Raw genomic sequence first — 19,874 nt, 5'->3', positions numbered from 1 at the left:
CCCCTCCTCCTCTGCCCGCTCATTCCCGCGGCAGAGGAGGAAAAAGTGTTAACTCCGTCACTATTTTGCTTTGCAATTAGAAATTGTTTGCAAATATTTGTCACAGCTAACAAAAAAAGAGTGTCTCTCATTGATAGAATCACATCATATTGCAACGGCAAATGTGCCTTTTAAAACATCCATCCGCATTACGGTGTGAGGAAATTAACATGAATCTTAAGCTGCAGCTGAAAGTTCTCTCGTTTCTGCAGTTCTGCCTGTGGGGTAGTTGGCTGACAACCCTCGGCTCCTATATGTTTGTCACCCTTAAATTTGACGGTGCTTCCATCGGCGCAGTGTATAGCTCGCTGGGGATTGCCGCCGTGTTTATGCCGACCCTGTTAGGGATCGTGGCTGACAAATGGATCAGTGCAAAATGGGTTTATGCGCTTTGCCACCTGGTCGGTGCAGGAACGCTGTTCGCCGCAGCCGAAGTGACCACGCCTGGGGCAATGTTCTTTGTGATTTTGCTTAACTCGCTGGCCTATATGCCAACATTGGGGTTAATCAACACCATCTCTTACTATCGCTTGCAGTCTGCCGGGATGGATATTGTCACCGACTTCCCACCAATCCGTATCTGGGGCACCATCGGCTTTATTCTGGCCATGTGGGCAGTCAGCTTCTCTGGCTTTGAACTGAGCCATATGCAGCTTTATATTGGCGCAACATTATCCGTCGTATTGGTCCTGTTCACCCTGACGCTGCCACACATTCCGGTTGCCAATCAGCAGAAAAATCAGAGCTGGACATCAATGCTTGGCCTGGATGCCTTTGCGCTGTTTAAAAACAAGCGTATGGCCATTTTCTTCATCTTCTCAATGATGCTGGGCGCAGAATTGCAGATTACCAATATGTTCGGTAATACCTTCCTGCACAGCTTCGATAACAACCCGCTGTTCTCTGGTAGCTTTATCGTTGAGCACGCGTCGGTGATGATGTCGATTTCCCAGATCTCTGAAACCCTGTTTATCCTGACCATCCCGTTCTTCTTAAGCCGTTACGGTATCAAGAACGTTATGCTTATCAGTATTGTGGCGTGGATGTTGCGCTTCGGTCTGTTTGCTTACGGCGATCCGACTCCGTTCGGTACCGTGCTGCTGGTTCTGTCGATGATTGTTTACGGCTGTGCCTTCGACTTCTTCAACATCTCGGGCTCCGTGTTTGTAGAGAAAGAGGTACGTCCTGAAATCCGCGCCAGTGCACAGGGTATGTTCCTGATGATGACCAATGGCTTCGGTTGTATTCTGGGTGGGCTGGTGAGCGGTAAAGTGGTTGAGTACTACACGCTGAATGGTATCACTGACTGGCAGACGGTGTGGCTGATCTTCGCTGGCTACTCACTGGTTCTGGCCTTCGCTTTCGTGGCACTGTTTAAATACAAACACGTACGCGTTCCGACTGGCACGCAGACTATCGCACATTAATCTTTATTGATGAAAAAAGGTCACCTAATGGTGACCTTTTTTTTGGCCAGATGGCGCTTACTTCACGACATAGCCATACAGACGCTTAATACCGTCCGCATCAGTCTCACTGTAAACGCCCTGCAACTCCGGCGAAAAGCCCGGCAGCAGGTTCACACCCTCTTCCAGCGCCAGAAAATAACGCTGTACCGCCCCGCCCCATACTTCACCTGGCACCACGCACAACACACCAGGAGGATAAGGCAATGCTCCCTCAGCAGCTATACGGCCTTCCGCATCGCAAATGCGAACCAGTTCAACATCACCACGAATAAAAGCGCTATTGGCATCTTGCGGGTTCATCGCCACGGCAGGCAGGCTCGCCTGACGGAACATGGCCTTTTGCAGATCCTTCACATCAAAGCTGACGTACAGTGAATGCATCTCCTGACACAGTTCACGCAACGTGTAGTCCCGGTAGCGTACCGGGTACTTATTGAAGATTGTCGGCAACACGTCAGCCAGCGGCGTGTCATCTTCAATATGCTGTTCAAACTGCGCCAACATCGCCACCAGTTGTGCCATTTTTTCTGCGCTTTCTGCCGGAGTGAGCAGGAACAGAATCGAGTTCAGATCGCATTTCTCCGGCACGATGCCATTTTCACGCAGGTAGTGCGCCAGAATCGTTGCCGGGATGCCGAACGCCGTGTATTTCCCGGTTTGTGCATCAATGCCGGGGGTGGTTAGCAGCAACTTGCAGGGATCGACAAAATACTGGTCACGCGCATAACCGGAAAAGCCATGCCATTTTTCGCCAGGTTCAAAGCTAAAGAAGCGACGCTCACTGGCAATCACCGCCGTCGGATAGGTTTCCCACGGTTTACCATCAACCACTGGGGGAATAAACGGCTGAATCATCTTACAGCGGGTAAGTATCGCTTTACGGGCCTCAATTCCCAACGCTACGCACTCCGCCCATAACCGACGTCCACTTTCGCCTTCATGGATTTTGGCATTCACATCTAACGCCGCAAACAGCGGATAAAACGGGCTGGTGGAAGCATGCAGCATAAACGCGTTATTCAGGCGCTTATGCGGGCAGAAACGCGCCTGACCACGAATATGGTTATCCTTTTTGTGGATCTGCGAAGTTTGCGAGAATCCGGCCTGCTGTTTATGCACCGACTGGGTAACGAAGATCCCCGGATCGTTAGCATTCAGCTCCAACAGCAGCGGTGATCCATCAGCCATCATAGGGATAAATTGCTCGTAGCCAACCCATGCGGAATCAAACAGGATGTAATCACACAGGCTACCGATCTTATCGATCACCTGGCGGGCGTTGTAGATTGTCCCGTCATAGGTTCCAAGCTGGATAATCGCCAGGCGGAACGGACGCGGCTGGTCAGCCTTTTGCGGTGCGACTTCACGGATTTGCTGGCGCAGATACGCCTCATCAAAGCAGTGTTCATCAATGCCGCCAATAAAGCCAAACGGATTACGCGCCGCCTCCAGATAAACCGGTGTCGCCCCCGCCTGGATCAGAGCGCCGTGGTGGTTCGACTTATGGTTGTTACGGTCAAAAAGCACCAGATCGCCACGCGTCAGCAGCGCATTGGTCACCACTTTATTTGCTGCAGAGGTCCCGTTCAGCACAAAATAGGTTTTATCGGCGTGGAAGACTTTAGCCGCAAACTTTTGTGCATGCTTCGCGGACCCCTCATGAATCAGCAGATCGCCGAGCTTAACGTCAGCATTGCACATATCCGCGCGAAACAGGTTCTCGCCAAAGAATTCATAGAAATGACGACCCGCAGGGTGCTTCTTAAAAAACTCGCCATGCTGGTGCCCAGGGCAGGCAAAGGTGCTGTTCCCCATTTCAACATACTGCGTCAGCGTGTCATAGAAAGGTGGCAGCAGATCTTCCTCATACCGACAGGCGGCAGACTCCAGTTCCAGCCAGTCCTGCGCATTGCCGCAGATAACCGCCTCAACGTCGGCGGGTACATCCACGTTGGTCTCTGAAAATATAAACACCGGTAAGTGAAACCCGGTGCGTTTTAGCAAAGCCAGGATCCCGCTGCGGCTGTCCGCAACGGTAATGACGACTGCCGCGACGTCAGTAAAATCGGTACTGTCCAGCGTCACCACCTTGCGATGAGTAGACAGACGAGAAACCAGTTCACCACTGGCGGCAATATTCATTGATTTCATAAGCGCAAAAACCCGTATCGGGAGAATCAAAAGTCCCGGGCAAAGCCGCATTGCTAAGCCCCACGAAATGACAGGTCAAACTGGTCACCAGCCCCGACCGCCAGACATCAGTAAAAGCAGATAGCCTCTGATTTTACTGTTATCCTGCAGTGAGCGTGCGCTGCCGTCACCGCATGGTGAGAGAATAAAGAGATGTCGCAGGAAGGGGCAAACGTCGCGCAGAAAGGTGATGTAAGGGTAATAATAACATCCCAGGCAGCCCCATTAAGACAGGAGAAAATTCGCGCAATCATGGCAGCTTTCACTATCAGGCGCAAGATAAAATCCAGTGCATAGACCTCACAGATAAACAAGCATTCTATCGAATATTAGCGTCATAATAATGCATTCTGAAAACATAATTATACCCAACTCATTTCATTTAATATCAAGATGATAATGGATATGCAGGAGCGAATGTGGTAATCGGACCCTTTATCAATGCCAGCGCCATTTTACTCGGTGGCGTTCTTGGTGCGCTGCTCAGTCAGCATTTACCAGAACGAATTCGGGTCTCTATGACCTCTATTTTCGGGCTGGCCTCGTTAGGCATCGGTATCTTACTGGTCATCAAGTGCGCCAATTTGCCGGTGATGGTGCTGGCAACGCTGGTCGGCGCGCTGATCGGCGAGTTCTGTCATCTGGAAAAAGGCATTAATACCGCGGTCGCCAAAGCACAGCAGCTTTTCACCAAATCGGATGTCAATGCAACACACGAATCTTTCATCCAAAGCTACGTGGCTATCATCGTGCTGTTTTGCGCCAGCGGAACCGGGATCTTCGGGGCGATACATGAAGGGATGACCGGCGATCCTAATATTTTAATCGCGAAGTCATTTCTCGATTTCTTCACCGCTATTATCTTCGCCTGCTCGCTAGGAATCGCCGTGTCTGCCATTTTCATACCGATGCTGGCAATCCAGCTGACGCTCGCCACCTGCGCGGCTCTGATTTTACCGCTGACAACCCCAGCCATGATGGCTGATTTCAGCGCGGTAGGCGGACTGCTGTTGCTGGCGACGGGTCTACGTATTTGTGGAATCAAAATGTTTGCGGTGGTGAATATGCTTCCCGCCCTGCTACTGGCAATGCCGCTTTCCGCAGCATGGACTGCCTTTTTTGCCTGAGAATGCGTGCAATACCAGCAATGTGGTGATAGATTGTGCAGTCTGCATTGATTTGAAGAAATTTCGTTGACGAAACGAGGTGAATCGGGTTTAATGCGCCTCGTTGCCCGGATAGCTCAGTCGGTAGAGCAGGGGATTGAAAATCCCCGTGTCCTTGGTTCGATTCCGAGTCCGGGCACCACTATTTAGAAGAACCAGCCTACGGGCTGGTTTTTTGCTTTCTGGGGACAGAAATTCTGAGTCCCATCCCTGCCCTGACTATCTATCTATATCGCGAAGGCCAGATATGCTCTGGCGCCACACCCAACGCTTCAGCGATCAGCCTTTCCCCCTTGGGCCAGTGCTTTATCAACGCATTTGCCAGCGTGGAGGACGCCAGCCCTGATTTGCGGGAAACGGCGGACAGCGACGTCCCCTGTTTTTTCAGCGCCGCGATGATGTCAGCAGAATGCCAGTCCGGTTGCATCATGCCGCCACCCCGTCAATAAACTTCACGCCGTCGGCGGTTCGCAGCCAGCGCGGGGCTTTCATTTCTGCCGCAAAATAGTTGATCAGGTCATACAGCAACCAGCTAAGGAATTTCTCCGTTTCTGAAGAAGACCCCTGCCCCGCCAGCGTTTGCGTCAGGGCAAGGCAATAATTACAAAGCTCTGTGCATTCGGGCCCAAACTGAGGGGAATTCGCCGGAAGAGTATCAACGGTCAGGCTTTCAACAAGATGGGGCGGAACGGGCTCTAACAGCGGGCGGAGGTGAAGATCTCAGGGAAGATATTGGTTTCTTTGTCCCACGCTTGCGTTTTGAGCGACAGGTAGCTGTAACCCAGTCTTATCAAATGCAGAATGACGGGAATTTTTACGCGGGTATCTTCGGTGAATTTCATCAGATTCTCTTCTAATCGTTTTGCCACGTCCCGAGCCCTATACAACAATTACCACAGGGGACAATACACTACGCTTGCTGTTTCACTTTGAAGCTATGTTACACGCCCCACGTTAGCTGACGAATACATTTAGCCCTACTTTTCTGTAATGATTTATAGTTTATATTTTATAAAAAATGTCGATTTATAATCGACAAATACGAAAATAACCAAACCGAATGTTGCGATAAAATCACTTCCGGTCTAAATTAGTTTAATAATTTACGTATTTGTCCATCCAGAGGCGACATTTGCCAAACTATCTAAACTGGCTGATGCAGAACACCCTCCCCGGTCAGGTGTTGCTCCAGTCATGGCTTACCCACAACGGCATAGACCGTAAGCTTTCTTACCTCTATGTCCAGAATGGCTGGCTCAGGCGGATCGCACACGGCGTATACTGCCGGACGGGCCGCGAGCCCGACTGGGTGGACGCGGTTTACTGCCTGCAAACACAGTGGGAAAAGCCAGTTCGCGTGGCCGGGTTGACCAGCCTTGCGCTACAGGGCCATGCCCACTATACCGAACCGGGTAAACCACAGGTCTGGCTCACACTTCCGGCTTATACCAAACTGCCGGGATGGTTCTCCGCTTTCGAACGATCCGCGACGTTTGTCACGCTGTATACCTCTGGCCTCACCGTTGATGTAGCACCATTTACGACAACACTGAATATCGGCGACCGACAGTTAACAGGCAGTGTCTCGGAACTGGCCGCTTATGAGATCGCCGGCGGTGTTCCCTCGTTGATCTCATTCGAACATGCCGATGCACTGTTTCAGGGGATGAACCTTCTCAGCCCGCGTAAATTACAGACACTGCTCTGCGCCAGCCATTCGGTTAAAATCAACCGGGTAATGCTCTATCTTGCCCGGCGCAATGAGCATCCTTATTTTCGGTATCTCGATCAAAGCGGTATAGAAACAGGTACGGGAAAGCGGCAAATCGTTCCCGGCGGCTGGCTGGAGCCGGATTATCAAATCACCGTTCCCCGCGCATTTAAACCGGAAGGAGTCGAAGATGGATCTGCGTGATAGTTATGCCCGACAGGTTAGGCTATTAATGGCTGCGCTGCCGCATGTGGCAAAGGAGTCTTGCTTCGCCCTGAAAGGCGGCACGGCAATCAATTTGTTTGTACAGGATTTCCCTCGCCTGTCGGTAGATATCGATCTGGCGTATAAGGCCTATGCGGATCGCGATACCGATCTGGCTTCCATCAATGACGCCTTGATGCGTATTACTGAATCACTGAACGGCAGACCGGGGATCACCGCTATCCGGCAGGAGAACAAAGCGGATGAAAAGCGCATCATTGTTAACACCGCCGACGCGCAGATAAAGATTGAAGTTAGCCCAGTCTGGCGTGGGCTGCTGTTGCCCCCAACAGAAATGGCAGTATGTGAACAGGTGGAAATGGAGTATGGCTTCACCACAATAAATGTTGTCTCGCAGGCGGATCTTTATGGCGGTAAAATCTGTGCCGCACTCGACCGCCAGCATCCACGCGATCTGTTTGACGTACTGAATATGCTGGAGAAACCAGGCCTGACGCGCGAGATCTTTGACGGTTTTCTTTGCTATCTGGCAGGACATCCCCGCCCCATTGCCGAGTTGCTGGCGCCGAACTGGGATACATCGCGGATCGCAACTCTGTACGCACAGGAATTTTCAGGAATGACGCAGCGGGAAACATCGCTGGAGTCACTTTTATCAGTAACGACTTTGCTGCCACAAACGCTGAAATCGCATCTTACAGACAGAGATCGCCAGTTCTTGCTCAGCTATAAGCAAATTACCCCTGACTGGTCGCTGTATCGCTATCCTGAAATTCAACACCTACCAGCTATTCGCTGGAAGCTGCGTAATCTGGCGGTACTGAAGGAAAAGAACCCGGCCAAGTATGCGGCGACGGTGAACAAGTTAGAAGGCGTTCTGGAGCAGTACTTTTAGCTCTGATTCTGAGAGATTAAATTGAGCCATGATGTTTGGTTATCTCAACTGCTTCATGGCCATATCTCAAAAACTGATTAAAATATTTATGTAACTCAATAAATAATAATCAATATCGTAACATATTAACTCAAAAGTGCCTCATTCGACATCTCAACTAAAAGCTCAATGCAGGGGTGACTGATCAACCACCTACAAGCGAGGTGGGTATGTTTTTCACACCGTTATATGTGAACCTCAGATTTTGCCCATCTGAGCAATGCCTCTTCAACTATCCCCGCAGGCAAAAATTCCTGCTCCAGGCGACCACGCGGCGAGCGGGTCAAGTAACGATAAAAATCGGCCTCTTCATTAAGCAAGCCATCAGGCATTGCTTGCTGCGCTTTTACCGGTTCAGGAACGGCGCTATGGCTGGCATATTGCTCAAACAACTCACGGTTCATAAGCAGAACATCAAGCGTCGGGCGACAGCGCCTGGCTCTCGCCAGCATCAGTAGCCCCCAGCTATCCATGTCCCCCCAATAGGCAACGCGTTTTTCATCCAGAACAGAGCTGGATAACCATTGCACGTCAAGGCCACACCCTAAGATCGCGATAGTGTCAGATAACGCTGGAAGTTGATGCAGACACTGTTCATTTTCAATCACCAGCACACGCGACGCGGGCAATGTCGTTTCCGCCAGTTCCGCTGTCGTCACCCGGCATTTTTTAAAAGGGAGCAATCCGGGCGATAATGGCACAACCAAAACCCAGTGGCTGGACTCATCAAAAGCATCAAGAAAGGTAGTTAACCCCTGCTCGCTGGCTTCGCCGGAAAAACGCACGTCCAGCAGTCGGGTTAATAATGAAATATTATTCTCGATAAATTTGGTATCCACCCCTTGCCCGGAAAGCAGCCTTAACGGCAGCCCTTTTGCGCAACCTGGCTCTAATCGGCAGGCCAGCCTGGCGGCGCTGATGATGTCCTGTGGGCTTTTGTGCCGCCAGAGTGAACGATGACTGACCAACAGCGGATGAAAAATAGGGTCAACCTGTTCAATAATTCCCTCCAGCAAGCGAAACTCCCGGCTCACAGCCTGATCCGCCGCGGCGCTGATCCAGTCAGAAGGGCCATTCAGGATCCAGCGCAGCGGCATTGATACCGGTCCGTCGCTCGCCCGATAACTGACCTCTCCCCAGTCCACACGCCCAACCGCGACTTGTCGCCATAACTGCACGTGTTGTAAAACGCGCTGAGGCTGCTCTGCGAATATTTTCGCGGAAGGTTTGCCAATGGTCAGACAGAGCGGCCAGTTACCGGGTGGAAGTAAACGCTCGGCCCGGAGTTTTGCGTTATCCCACTGCCGGGCAAGCTTTTCACGCAGTTCATCAGGAAAATACATTCTACGCGTTCTCCCGTCGTCGGGAGTGTTGTTCAAGCTCTTCCCAGCTCAGCGAAGCCATATTTGAATCCTGACCGCGCCGATGGACGACAATCGCCGAGCGGGTATGGTCACGCAGCAGGCGCATTTCCTTATTGGGGGTGATAAATACGGCATGTAAGCCGAATTCTCTAAGCGCGGCAATAATCCTGCCCGCCACGGCATGAGAGCTGCGGGAGAAGGCTTCATCAAGGACAATGGTGCCGAAAAGCGGATAACGACTCCCTGCAGGACATAGCGCGTAGCTAAGTGATGCGGTCAACACGTACGACGCGATAATCTCTTTTTCTCCGCCGCTACCACCCTGCGAGCCGGTACGTGACTCAATCACATTTCCGCTCTGACGATCCATCACCGATACGGCGAACTCCAGACGAAAGCGGGGATCCAGCAGCGCCTTCGCCCCCAGGGTACGGTTTCGTTCACAGGCATCCCGTAGTTGCGCCACCAGCACCTGCAAAGCCTTATAATGGCTCTCGCCGTTATCATCAACAAACCGGGCGGTATTTAGCTGACGCTGCGCTTTTTCAAGCGTGCGCAGGCTTTCATGGACAACTTTTTTGGTATCCAGACGCAGGTAGCGATCCGGCTGAAAATCGACCCTGAACATGGTTTCATTGAGTTCGCTGAGTCGCGCTTCAATCACTAACACCTCATGATCGATATGGCTGAGCAGTTGCGTTACCCCGTCGTCAGATGAACGATTCAGATAGTCAAGGAAGCGGTTAAGCTTTTCCGGCAGGGCTTCTTCGGTCAGTTCCTGCAAACGCTGTAAATAGACAGGAACATCATCCAAATCAGCCCCAGCCTCAACGAGCGCCCCAGTATCCACACGTTTGGCTTCAGACATACGTTTGGTCAACTCAATGTTCAGTCGATGCAATTCACCTTTAACACCCTCAATTTCTTGCTGAATTCCCCGCTCATGCTGACGTTCCAGATCGCGAATGTCAGGCAGTTGCTCCAGAGCCACCACTGGAAAATGTGACGCGCACAACTCTCGCTCTTCATCCTGCATACCTTGTTGCGCGGTTTGCTGGGCCTTACGTTCTGCGGCCCTGGCGGAGGTGAGTTCTGTATCCAACCCATTAGTGACTTTATTGGCGGCTCTGAGCTGCTTATCAAATTCAGACTCAACCGTTTGAGCCTCATCAAGTTTTGCTTTCGCTACGCTGGCATCGGAATCAGGATGGATCAGATTCTCCAGCCGCTCCTTGAGCGCTTCCAGTTGGTTCTTTGCGCCGGGAACATCAATGCTATCGTAATCAATCTGTTGTATTTTCTGGAATGAAATGGCCTGATTTTGCAAAAGCGCCACCTCGCCTTTCGCAACCTCAAATGCCGCGTTTGCGGTTTTAGTCTGCTCCTGAAGCGCGGCAACTTCTCTGGCAAGAAAGTTCAGGCGATCGCGGTTATCGAATCCCGTCAGCCAGTCTTCATCAAGGCGTTTCTGATCCTGTTTGTCATAAAAACGCTGTTTACCAGACATTAACCCCTGAACCGTCATGGCATGAGGTGTGTCACGCAACTGTTCAGGGCTGTCAACACAATGCCTGTCGCTTTCTGCCAGTAATACTTTGACGGCCTCTCGCCACGGATGATCTTTCCACAGCAGTTTGCGGGTAAAACCATCATCAAAGAAGCGAACGGGCGAGTGCGGTAATTTGACTTCCAGTAGCCGAACATGCAGACGATTGTTACGCTGATTTACCCAGCGCAGCGCTTCCTGTGCAGATTCAGGCGCAACAAGAATACGCAGCCTGTTACTCCCGACAGCGCGTTCAATCGCTCCGCGCCATTGCGCCTCTTCCGGTTTAACCTGTATCAGTTCAGCAACAAAAGGCAGTTCAGACTCATCAATGTTCAGCGCTTTCGCCAGTTCGCTGCGAAACGCCTGATAATGGGCGGGCAGGTTAGAATCCGGACGACGTGCGATCTCGGCGCGTTCAGTTTCCCGTTCGCGCAGTTCTACAGTAATGTTATGGCTTAGCGCGCCTTTTTGATAAGCCTCTTCCTGCTTCAGCTTTATATCATCGGCAAGCTGCTCACATCGGGCCTCGGCTTCATGCTGATTCGCCTCTAGCTGTTGCTGACTCAGGTCAGGCGGCAACCCCAGATTATGGATCAGCTGTTGATACTGGCGCGCCAGAGCCTCCCGACTGCCGAGTGTTTTTTGCCAGTCCTTGATGCGCTCATTCAGATCATCGATATTGGCACCACCGGCTTGGTAATAGCGCTGTATGCAGTCAGCTACCCGTTTTTTCTGCTGCTCAAGCTGCGATAGGATCTGTTCTTCGCGAATCTGTGCCTCACCAAACTCGATTTCAAGATGGCTGACCTTTTCCCTCCAGAGCTGGCTTGCCTGTTGTGCAAACCAGATGGGCAATAGTGATTCCAGTACTTTCCTTTCAGCAAGTTGTCGCTCTTGCTTCTGGTACTTATCCCAACTCAGGGCAACAGGTTGCAATGACTGCTGCTGTTTACGCGCCGTTTCCAGTTCCTGATGGATTTCTGTCAGACCATCAAAACTATTGGCTACTTCCGTCGCGCGATCAAAGGCGGAGTGATCGTCCAGCACCAGCTCGCGGAAAATCTCATCAATACTGTTGAGTTGTTTTAACCCTGCCGCCCGATTTAACAGCGTGAAGGCGTTTTCCCCCACTTCGAAGAAATCCCGCAGGCGCGCCAGGTACTGCTTTTTATTCGGATATGTCCAGATCCCGGTCACTTCTTTTTCCATTTGCCGCAGCAATCGTGTGCCGCCGTCATGGTAAACGTTCAACCAGTGCTCCAGCGTCTGCTCGGGGTTTTCGCTGAAAAGCCAAAGCCTTTTCATATCCGTCACGCTGGAGCTTGTGGAATCAAACCACAGCAGCGCTCCCAGACGTACCTGCTGCCCTTCACGCTCCAGCGTCGCGGCAATGCCGGTCACGGTTTTACCCGGTCTGGCAATATGCGATTGCCCCTCCCCGCCATCGCCGGGGCCGGATACGCCACGGACGTAAGAGATCAAATCCCTGTCGCTTTCATGTCCCCCGGTTGAGGCCAGATTGTAGCGGGGATTGGCACAAAGTAGCGTCATTAAGGCATCGACCAGCGTCGTTTTCCCGCTCCCGGTTGGACCAATAACGGCGGTACCTTCCTGATGGATTGCTGCCTGATGCAATCCATGAAAACCGCCCCAGTTGAACAACTCGATACGGGTGAGAATAAAAGATTCCTTTCCAGCCAGACTCGCTATTTGATTCATACCTCCTCCCCACTACTCTCCTTTTCTGACGAATCAGCAGGGGTGGTTTGTTGAGCAATTTGTTCCTGTAGCCATGCCAGTAATGCCTGAAGATTCATCGGATCGGCAAGATGAGCAATAATCGGGCGAATCACGATCCGCTCATGCGCATCCGGCGACATGACCAGCCCATGGCCCTTTAATTGATCCAATAGGGTAAGCAACCGGGTGCGTTCTTTTGATTCACTCCCCGGATCGCCAAGGTAAATCTGGAGCTGAGGGAGGAGATCGTCGATAGCGATCTGCGCCTGGCTGGCACCTGTTCCACTTTCCTGCTCCCAGGCAACAAAATGCTGGCGCAGTATGGCAACTAATAATGATTGTTCCAAGTTAAGCCGTTGCCGTCTCACCAGAGGGTGGGACCATTCATCCTGCTCTGGCGTTTCCTCAAGCCTGACTTTGACATACAGCAAACCGCGGATCTCATCAATGCCGATATCCAGATCGAGAGGTTCCAGAATGCGAGTAACCTCTTCTGGATGGGTCAGTACAACGCGGTATAGATTGGGTTTACTGGCCTCTTCCAGCAGGCCGTATTTGAGCAATTCCTGAGTCGCTTCGCGTATTTTTTTCAGCGTTCGCATTTCGCTATTGGTTGCAATTTCCTCAACCGACTCATCAGCAACCGCTTCGTCCGATGGTTCTAGTTCACTGTCTGCATTTGCAGCAACGCTCCGGTTAATCTGTCTGTCAAAAAAGCCCGCCATTCCTGTTACTCCCAATCGATATCCATTAATGCCTGGCTTTCCAGACCGGTAGTGGGCAGATTAAATCGCCAGCGGCGACCTTCCCCATCACTAAGCTCAGCAAATTCGCGCTGTGAATCAATAACCGCAATGCCCGCTTCTCTCGCCATGCCAATCCATATGGCGAAGGTTTCGAGATCGTGGGCCGGGGGCAACAGCGCCGCCAGTTCAGCCAGGCCAACGGGGCGATTTTCTTTTGCCAGAAGCTGCAACGTCTGCTGAATCAACACCTCACGATCGAGGCCATTGAAAGAATCCCAGAAATCATCGCCAATCTGCGTTAAATCCGCCGCATGATTACTGAGATCCAACGTTTGTTCCGCTTCATCATCCACCTCTTTAAAACGTAAACGTTCAATAGCGGGGATGCCTGTTACCGCCACACCAACGGCAGGAAGCGGAACCTCTTGTTTACGAATTATCTGGCGCTGCCAGTCGAGTTTTAACGCCAGATTCAGAAACTCGTTAAGCAAATGACCAACACGGTGATGTTCAGCAGCAAGACCAGTTTTCATGAAACCACGGACATCACGCTCGCTACGGGCGCGAGCCTGGAGTACAGTTTGCGATTCATCGACCAGACGCTTAACCAGCCAGCGCAGATCGTGCCGCTGTAGACGGTTAAGCGCATCGGAAGCAGAAGGATGGCTAAGGATCACACGTAATCGTTCACTCATCGCTTTAAGTTCAGAAGATTGACGGAGCTGTTGCTGAAAGCTGTCGAAAACTCTTCCTTCCGGCGTATTAAGCAGCGCGTCCTGATCGTTGAGCAGGCGTTCTACGATATCGCCGCGATGATATTGCTCACCAATAATGGATTGCCGAAGCGCACGGTCGGCCTCGCGCCAGGAGTCTTCAACACGACGAAAGTCAGCCCGCAGGCTGGAAGCTAAATTGAAGACCTCTCGAATATGTTCAATCGCCTGATGCGTTTCCAGCACCTCAATATGCCCGGCTTCTGCCTCCTGTAATTCATGTTCCAGTTCGGCAATACGACGACGTAAGGTTGCAACCCGGTTTGCCGGATTAGGATTAAGCCGGGTTTCCAGGTTTTCAATTTCTCTCTGTACGGTGGACAAACGGGAAGCCGTAGAGGTCATGAAACGATTATCCAGCGACTCAACAAACGTAATCGCGACCTCAAGCGCATCGGTAGCAAAGACACGGCCATCCCGTTCGACAATTAAACGGCGTTTAATCCATTCCCGCAGTTCACGGCTGGCCTGAAGAGAGGGATTGTCCTGATTAATGTCATACTGTTCCTGACTCACGTGCTCGACAAGAATGCCGGTAAGAGACTGAATCGCTTCCTCAAGGGTGATACCATCATGTGATTTTTCAAACAGCGTTTTCAGGCAGCTCAATACCAGCGGGGCGCGGCGGGTAGCAAGAAGTATCCAGGCTGGATGCTGGTTTTTTGCTGAGATATATTTTTCCGTACGCTGCCTTGTGTTTTCTTCCATCTAGCAGAGCCTTCAAAATTCGGGTTGAGGTTCACAGACTACGATAATTCGCCGTTGCGGACTTTTTCTCCGGTAACCTGCCTTGCTTTGTGATTTTTGTCACAATTATCCTCCAGCGACTTTTCTCTATTATCAAGAAAAATACCGGAATCTGTGTGCTACAAGTTCGGGCTAACGTATGAACTGATAACGTCCAGAATAACTTTACAAGACAGGATACTGAAAGGCGTAGTGGAAAAATGCGGAAATTGTGTTAACGCCCTACGATAAAAAAATAACAACTCAGCTTCATAACAATAGTGAGTTTTATGGTATGGAACTAATCGCGTTTCGTAAGAGTGGGTAGAGAGTCAATTACACACCAATTTTTCGTGATAACCCTCAAAAAAATAAAGCGACTTTATATGGGGGCCTTCGTGGGGGCTCTGTTCGCGAGAAATATCAACAAAACCAATAACAAACAGCATGTTAATCGTGGATATGATTCCGAGTCCGGGCACCACATTTAAAGAAACCAGCCTACAGGCTGGTTTTTTGCTTTTGGAGAAACGTGATTTACTAGCGGACTTTGCTCGATTATTTGCCGCCAGAGACTCCTCCTCCGTTGTTAATTTCATTATGATCATTTTCCCTGTCCATCAACAAACTGTATCTCGCCAACAACTGGCGCAAATGACTGTCTATCGCCACAGCTAAGGCCTGATTACGTGATGACTGTTGCGCGAATTGCCGTAAGCGCTCTTCTACAGGCGGTGTCTGGCTAAACAACTGTGTGATGGTAAAAACCTGCGATTTCAGTTCACTGACGGTCATATATTTACCGCGTTTTTCGTCCAGCGCATTCAACTGGTTTGCCAATTGCTGTAGTTTCATCATTCCCTGATACCAGCCATTAAGACTTTGCGGGGCAAGTGCTGTTGCTTCCTGTTGATGTTGCCACTGACTGGCAAGCTGTCTTACTTCAGCATTGTCCGGGAACAGGGCTCGCAGTTGTTGTATCAGCTGTGTTTCCTGGCGAAAAGTTGAGTCTGGCGGTAATAGAGACAAGCGTTCCAGCTGCTGTCGGGTACGGAGAGTAATCACTTCTGGTTGCAGTTTTTGCTGTCTTAATACCTGCAACTGCACCATCGTCAACGGCTCAGGAGCCACGGCCAATGAAGTATTCAGCTGTGCAACCAAAGGTTCAGCCCGATGACATGCCTGCCAGCCCCACAGCGATGCGCCCCCCGCCACCAGCATCAGCGCCATTCCCGCCACAAACGCTTTCCAACGTACTGGAGGGGCAATATTTACCGTAGATTCTGACGGTGCGACAAAAACCCATTGATGGTAACCGTCAGGTTCGGCAATCGTATCCGCATGACGGGTAGTGGAGGCAGTCAGTGTTTCGCTTGTAGATGCTGATGGCAGACCTGGTGGCACGCTGTTTTCCAGCCTTACCACCGTATTGTGTAACTGTACGCGCAGCGCTTCTGTCTGACCGAAGTCTGTCAGCTCCCGCTTTTGTAACACCTCCCCAAAATAGGAGATATGTTGCAAAGCCTGATGTAATTGCGGGAGATCGGCATAAGATAAGGTCAGCGTACGCATCATCTGCTGAAGCCGTTTACTCAGCGCACTGAGGATTTCCATTCGCGCACGGGGCGACTGCGGCCACAGCGATCCCCACTGACGGGAGATCAGTACCGCCAGTATTGCCAACCCTTCGTTCAATCCCCCCACCCCAGCCAACTGCAGCCGCGTCAGAGTGTACCAGGCAGCCGTCTGCAACTCCGCGCCATTTTGCTCAAACAGAGAAAGACAGAGCTTTTCGGCATATAACCAGTCCACATCCGGGCGCGCCGGATGCGTCAGTTTACTTAGTTCATCGCGCAATGGGGTAAAATCGGGAAGGCCGCGTGGATCGCCGCCAGTCTTTAACATTCTTTGACTATTCACTCAGTGGTTCCTGAAAATCCATGCAGGTTAATTTCGTCAGATGGCAGCTAATACCGCTTCCCGGAGCAGTGCCCCTTCGCACTCAATACGCCGTATGAATAAACTCGATGAATACTGCCAAAAATAAGAGTTAATACTCACAAGCCTGCTGGGGCAAAAGAGCGGTAATCAAGCGAAAAAAGGTATCTTCGTCAAACATCTGCTGTGGCAGGGAGATGTCACTTTTCGGCGCGTACATCCAGACGTTAACGTTACCTGCCCGCATGTATAAGCGTCCTAATACAGCAAGGTGTTCTCCGGTCTGGAGGGTTATCTCCACGCACCCCGTCACGCCCTGACCGTACAAAAATACCGGCAGAAATTTTACAGCCTGGTTTTCGTAACGCAGAACGAGGCCGGAGACATCAAAAGTCCCGCCCTCCACCAGCAGATCGGTGACAGAAACAGGTATTGTTTGCACCTCTATCCCCGTATCCACCAGCCACCCGGCCATCTGTTCCTGAAGTTGCGTCATGCGCGAGCGAAATGTGGCGATATCAGCCTGATGCTTAGTGACGGGCAAGCCGGGGAGCGTCTGTCTGGCCTGCAGTTTTTTCAGAAAGTGTGATTTTGCTGACATGATGTTATTTTGCCTTTCACGCTGGAGAGAAAAAAGAAGAGTCATATCCTGGAGGTATTCCCGAGATACTGCTGTTGCTTAAGATGTCGGAGCAAAACACGCCCTTCAGGCATAAACTCCGTACCATAACGCACCAGGCCAATACCGTTGAGTTCAGCATCAATAGCATAGAGAAGCTCTCCCGGAACAATCTGTTCGAGCAGTACCACCTTAATGCTTTTCAGGCGCGGTTCATATTTGAGCAGCACCGCCGACAGCACGCCCATCAGTTCATGGGCGGTACCGGGCATCCCCTGCAGGGTTTTGGTCATATCCGGCAAGCCATAGTCCGGCAGATGCGCCAGCGTGCCGGCGCGACAGTTGAGGATGCGCTGCATGTTATCCAGTACCGAGAGAATGGCCTGGTTTTGTTCACTGACCTGATGGAGATCGAGGCCACCAGTGAAGTTGCCGTAGAGCGTTTCATAGAGTGAAGGACGGGAGGATTCACTCATCTTTTAGCGCCTGCAGGGTCAGTCGGTTGTTCCCCGCCTCAATAACGCGGGCTTTATCCGGATCAAGATCATCGCGGCTCAGTACCACCCGCCAGGTGTTGTTCACCTGGTCCGGTGACATAAACATGCCAGCTATCCTCGATATCCTCCACAACGACCTTCGCGTCACGCAGTGGATGAGAGGCCTGCAGCTCATCGCCCGGATCGGTCATTTCAGTGACCAGGCTTTTCACCCAGGTATTCAGCTCAAGCTCCAGCAGACGTCGGTCCTTGGTGGTCCCGATGTTTTCGCGCTGAATAATCTTCAGATAGTGCGCAATACGCGACAGCAGGAAGATATAGGGCAGACGGGCGTTGATGCGGCTGTTAGCCGTTGCATCAGCGGTATCGTACTGTGCCGGCTTCTGGGTGGAGTTCGCGCTGAAGAAACACGCATAATCGCGGTTCTTGTAGTAGCTAAGCGGGATAAACCCAAGGTTCGCAAACTCAAACTCGCGGGTTTCGGGGATCATCACTTCAGACGGGATTTTTACCTGGTTGCCGGTGCCGAGATCGTACAGATGGATCGGCAGGTCCTGGACCGCGCCGCCGGCCTGTGGGCCGCGGATCTGTACACACCAGCCATTACTGATAAAACTGCGCACCATGTTGGCCGCAAAAGCAAAGGAGGCATTGGTCCACAGGTATTTGTTGTGATCCGGACCTTTAACTTCTTCCACATAGTTGAAACTACGAACAGGTACGGTGTCCGGACCATACGGCAGACGGCCCAGTACACGCGGCATCACCAGACCGATATAGCGGGCATCATCCGTCTCACGAAAGGATTTCCACTTGATGTATTCAGCACGATCAAAGTAGTTGCCGATGTCTTTAATCGCCGCCACGTCCTCCATCGAGTCCTTGAGGAAGAACGCCGGTCCCGCAGAACCGATAAACGGCATATGTGCCGCAGCGGATACTTTCGAAATATTACGCAGTAATGCGACATCCTGCGCTGAGGCATCGAACTCATACGAAGAAATCAGTGCGGCAACAGGCTCTCCGCCAGGGGTATCGTATTCATCAATATAGGTTTGTTTATACAGTCCGCTCTGAGTCACTTCCGGGCTGTCTTCAAAATCCTGGCGCAGCTCCTCTTTGGACATATCCAGCAGTTCGATTTTCACGTTCTGGCGGAAGTCTGTTTTGTCGACCAGCGACTTCAGGCCGCACCACAGGCTTTCTACTGCCTGAAACGCTTCATGATGCATCACGGCATCCAGCTGGCGGCTAATCTGATAATCCAGTTCAGCGATATGGTGATCAATCAGGTTCCTGTCCAGTTTCTCGACTTTTGCACCGGATTTCGTCAGGCACTCGAGAAAGACCTGCATCCCGGCCGTTAAACGCTCATCAGCGGTCGCATCAGACATTGCCTGCGCATCCTGCCAGATATCCAGCGCACTCAGTTCAGATACCGGATTCAGATTGATTTTTTCAAACAGGGACGCGTAAACCCCATTCGCCGAAGCGTGTTCCAGTACAACGCTTTCTCCACCCACAGTACTTTCATTTTGAACAGACATGAGCATTCCTTGTTAATCCGTTATAACGTCGTGATGGTTAAGGTTGTTTTGGTGCCAGAGATGACAGTTCGGCTCTGAGCTCCGCGCTGAGCGCCGGGTTCAGCAGAATTTTTTCCAGCTCCTTTCGAAAAGCCTGGTTATCCAGCAGATTGGCCTTTAAATCACGCAGCAGGTTGCGCATGGAAAGCATGGCTTTCAGCTGGGGTATTTGTCTGGAAATCTGTTCCGGTGAGAAATCTTTCATGTTCCGGAATGTCAGACTGATGGCGTCCTCGCTGCCGTCATCAGCAAGCGTATTTTTAACAGTGAGGTCGACTCTGGGAGAATAATCAGAAAGAACAGCATCGAAATTGTTTTTAGTTATATTGGTTTTTTCACGTCCGGATAAGGGTGAGAAATCCTGACCATTACTGAAATCACCTGCAACCAGTAATTTCAACGGCAATTCTGTTTTCTTGCTCGCCCCGCCGGTATGCAGGTCAAGTTTTAGGTTAACGCGTGCCTTTGGCACCTCATTCTGGAAACTGTCAGCCATCTCATCATCCCTCTGTTTATCGCTGTACACACTCGTCACACTACAGTTCTTTACAGACGATAATAGAATAATGATCTGCATAAGATCAAATAATCAGATCTTTAAC

15 protein-coding genes, 1 tRNA gene and 4 pseudogenes are annotated in these 19,874 nt (G+C 51.1%); 5 read left to right on the top strand and 15 right to left on the bottom strand.

Annotation, left to right across the window (positions count from 1 at the left end):
- The first annotated feature begins 209 nt into the window (after positions 1-209).
- Positions 210-1,466 carry a nucleoside permease gene (locus NNN64_RS09260; protein ID WP_137382607.1) on the top strand — a complete coding sequence of 419 codons (1,257 nt, stop codon included), beginning with the start codon at positions 210-212 and terminating at the stop codon, positions 1,464-1,466.
- A gap of 57 nt (positions 1,467-1,523) precedes the next feature.
- Here the strand turns inward: NNN64_RS09260 and NNN64_RS09255 are convergent, their stop codons facing one another.
- Positions 1,524-3,659, bottom strand: a complete 2,136-nt coding sequence (locus tag NNN64_RS09255; RefSeq protein WP_271441189.1) for an ornithine decarboxylase — start codon at positions 3,657-3,659, stop codon at positions 1,524-1,526.
- 458 nt (positions 3,660-4,117) lie between these two features.
- Between NNN64_RS09255 and NNN64_RS09250 the strand changes: the two genes are divergently transcribed.
- Positions 4,118-4,825 carry a DUF554 domain-containing protein gene (locus tag NNN64_RS09250; RefSeq protein WP_271441188.1) on the top strand — a complete coding sequence of 236 codons (708 nt, stop codon included), beginning with the start codon at positions 4,118-4,120 and terminating at the stop codon, positions 4,823-4,825.
- 105 nt (positions 4,826-4,930) lie between these two features.
- Positions 4,931-5,006: transfer RNA gene (locus NNN64_RS09245), tRNA-Phe, on the top strand.
- A gap of 81 nt (positions 5,007-5,087) precedes the next feature.
- Here NNN64_RS09245 and NNN64_RS09240 read toward each other — a convergent pair.
- From NNN64_RS09240 to NNN64_RS09230, 3 genes and pseudogenes are all read right to left on the bottom strand, one after another.
- Positions 5,088-5,294, bottom strand: coding sequence for a helix-turn-helix domain-containing protein (locus tag NNN64_RS09240; RefSeq protein ID WP_038633780.1), 207 nt, complete (start codon positions 5,292-5,294; stop codon positions 5,088-5,090).
- Positions 5,291-5,566, bottom strand: a pseudogene (locus NNN64_RS09235) (hypothetical protein); the annotation flags it as partial. The pseudogene NNN64_RS09235 and the gene NNN64_RS09240, both read right to left, overlap by 4 nt.
- Complete coding sequence (locus NNN64_RS09230) at positions 5,560-5,733, bottom strand: hypothetical protein (protein WP_271441187.1); 174 nt, start codon at positions 5,731-5,733, stop codon at positions 5,560-5,562. The gene NNN64_RS09230 and the pseudogene NNN64_RS09235, both read right to left, overlap by 7 nt.
- Positions 5,734-5,996: 263 nt before the next feature.
- Between NNN64_RS09230 and NNN64_RS09225 the strand changes: the two genes are divergently transcribed.
- Both NNN64_RS09225 and NNN64_RS09220 read left to right on the top strand, forming a co-directional pair.
- On the top strand, positions 5,997-6,779 hold the full coding sequence (locus tag NNN64_RS09225) for a type IV toxin-antitoxin system AbiEi family antitoxin domain-containing protein (protein WP_271441186.1): 783 nt from the start codon (positions 5,997-5,999) through the stop codon (positions 6,777-6,779).
- Positions 6,766-7,695, top strand: a complete 930-nt coding sequence (locus tag NNN64_RS09220; protein WP_204526220.1) for a nucleotidyl transferase AbiEii/AbiGii toxin family protein — start codon at positions 6,766-6,768, stop codon at positions 7,693-7,695. Before NNN64_RS09225 ends, NNN64_RS09220 begins: the two co-directional genes overlap by 14 nt.
- 224 nt (positions 7,696-7,919) lie before the next feature.
- Here the strand turns inward: NNN64_RS09220 and NNN64_RS09215 are convergent, their stop codons facing one another.
- The 11 genes and pseudogenes from NNN64_RS09215 to tssB all read right to left on the bottom strand — a co-directional run bounded on the left by NNN64_RS09215 (position 7,920) and on the right by tssB (position 19,768).
- A complete protein-coding gene (locus NNN64_RS09215) occupies positions 7,920-9,077 on the bottom strand; it encodes a DUF3322 domain-containing protein (protein WP_271441185.1) in 1,158 nt (385 codons plus the stop codon).
- A 1-nt stretch (position 9,078) separates the two neighbouring features.
- Complete coding sequence (locus NNN64_RS23220) at positions 9,079-10,425, bottom strand: SbcC/MukB-like Walker B domain-containing protein (RefSeq protein ID WP_333908961.1); 1,347 nt, start codon at positions 10,423-10,425, stop codon at positions 9,079-9,081.
- Positions 10,426-12,162: 1,737 nt separating this feature from the next.
- Positions 12,163-12,366, bottom strand: a pseudogene (locus tag NNN64_RS23215) (ATP-binding protein); the annotation flags it as partial.
- Entirely contained in the window at positions 12,363-13,112 is a 750-nt protein-coding gene (locus NNN64_RS09205; RefSeq protein ID WP_271441183.1) for a DUF4194 domain-containing protein, read from the bottom strand. The gene NNN64_RS09205 and the pseudogene NNN64_RS23215, both read right to left, overlap by 4 nt.
- Positions 13,113-13,117: 5 nt before the next feature.
- On the bottom strand, positions 13,118-14,614 hold the full coding sequence (locus tag NNN64_RS09200) for a DUF3375 domain-containing protein (protein WP_271441182.1): 1,497 nt from the start codon (positions 14,612-14,614) through the stop codon (positions 13,118-13,120).
- Between the two features lie 576 nt (positions 14,615-15,190).
- A complete protein-coding gene (locus NNN64_RS09195) occupies positions 15,191-16,552 on the bottom strand; it encodes a VasL domain-containing protein (protein WP_271441181.1) in 1,362 nt (453 codons plus the stop codon).
- 130 nt (positions 16,553-16,682) lie between these two features.
- A complete protein-coding gene (locus tag NNN64_RS09190) occupies positions 16,683-17,171 on the bottom strand; it encodes a hypothetical protein (RefSeq protein ID WP_271441180.1) in 489 nt (162 codons plus the stop codon).
- Positions 17,172-17,212: 41 nt separating this feature from the next.
- Positions 17,213-17,665, bottom strand: coding sequence for a type VI secretion system baseplate subunit TssE (tssE, locus tag NNN64_RS09185; RefSeq protein ID WP_271441179.1), 453 nt, complete (start codon positions 17,663-17,665; stop codon positions 17,213-17,215).
- A pseudogene (locus NNN64_RS09180) lies at positions 17,658-17,801 on the bottom strand (type VI secretion system lipoprotein TssJ); the annotation flags it as partial. The pseudogene NNN64_RS09180 and the gene tssE, both read right to left, overlap by 8 nt.
- Positions 17,797-19,239, bottom strand: a pseudogene (gene tssC / locus NNN64_RS09175) (type VI secretion system contractile sheath large subunit); the annotation flags it as partial. The pseudogenes NNN64_RS09180 and tssC, both read right to left, overlap by 5 nt.
- A 31-nt stretch (positions 19,240-19,270) precedes the next feature.
- Positions 19,271-19,768: a type VI secretion system contractile sheath small subunit gene (gene tssB, locus NNN64_RS09170; RefSeq protein WP_271441178.1), complete on the bottom strand. Its 498-nt coding sequence runs from the start codon at positions 19,766-19,768 to the stop codon at positions 19,271-19,273.
- Positions 19,769-19,874: the final 106 nt, after the last annotated feature.

Source organism: Citrobacter sp. Igbk 14, from assembly GCF_028069825.1.
Classification (GTDB): Bacteria; Pseudomonadota; Gammaproteobacteria; order Enterobacterales; family Enterobacteriaceae; genus Citrobacter.
Note: the sequence above shows the minus strand (reverse complement) of the source record. Positions and strands in the feature narration are given on the sequence as shown.

What these genes read in the sequence shown, in the direction of transcription:
- NNN64_RS09260 (WP_137382607.1), top strand. Translation starts at nt 210, where the DNA reads ATGAATCTTAAGCTGCAGCTGAAAGTTCTCTCGTTTCTGCAGTTCTGC.
- NNN64_RS09255 (WP_271441189.1), bottom strand. Translation starts at nt 3,659, where the DNA reads ATGAAATCAATGAATATTGCCGCCAGTGGTGAACTGGTTTCTCGTCTG.
- NNN64_RS09240 (WP_038633780.1), bottom strand. Translation starts at nt 5,294, where the DNA reads ATGATGCAACCGGACTGGCATTCTGCTGACATCATCGCGGCGCTGAAA.
- NNN64_RS09220 (WP_204526220.1), top strand. Translation starts at nt 6,766, where the DNA reads ATGGATCTGCGTGATAGTTATGCCCGACAGGTTAGGCTATTAATGGCT.
- NNN64_RS09215 (WP_271441185.1), bottom strand. Translation starts at nt 9,077, where the DNA reads ATGTATTTTCCTGATGAACTGCGTGAAAAGCTTGCCCGGCAGTGGGAT.
- NNN64_RS09205 (WP_271441183.1), bottom strand. Translation starts at nt 13,112, where the DNA reads ATGGCGGGCTTTTTTGACAGACAGATTAACCGGAGCGTTGCTGCAAAT.
- NNN64_RS09200 (WP_271441182.1), bottom strand. Translation starts at nt 14,614, where the DNA reads ATGGAAGAAAACACAAGGCAGCGTACGGAAAAATATATCTCAGCAAAA.
- NNN64_RS09190 (WP_271441180.1), bottom strand. Translation starts at nt 17,171, where the DNA reads ATGTCAGCAAAATCACACTTTCTGAAAAAACTGCAGGCCAGACAGACG.
- tssE (WP_271441179.1), bottom strand. Translation starts at nt 17,665, where the DNA reads ATGAGTGAATCCTCCCGTCCTTCACTCTATGAAACGCTCTACGGCAAC.
- tssB (WP_271441178.1), bottom strand. Translation starts at nt 19,768, where the DNA reads ATGGCTGACAGTTTCCAGAATGAGGTGCCAAAGGCACGCGTTAACCTA.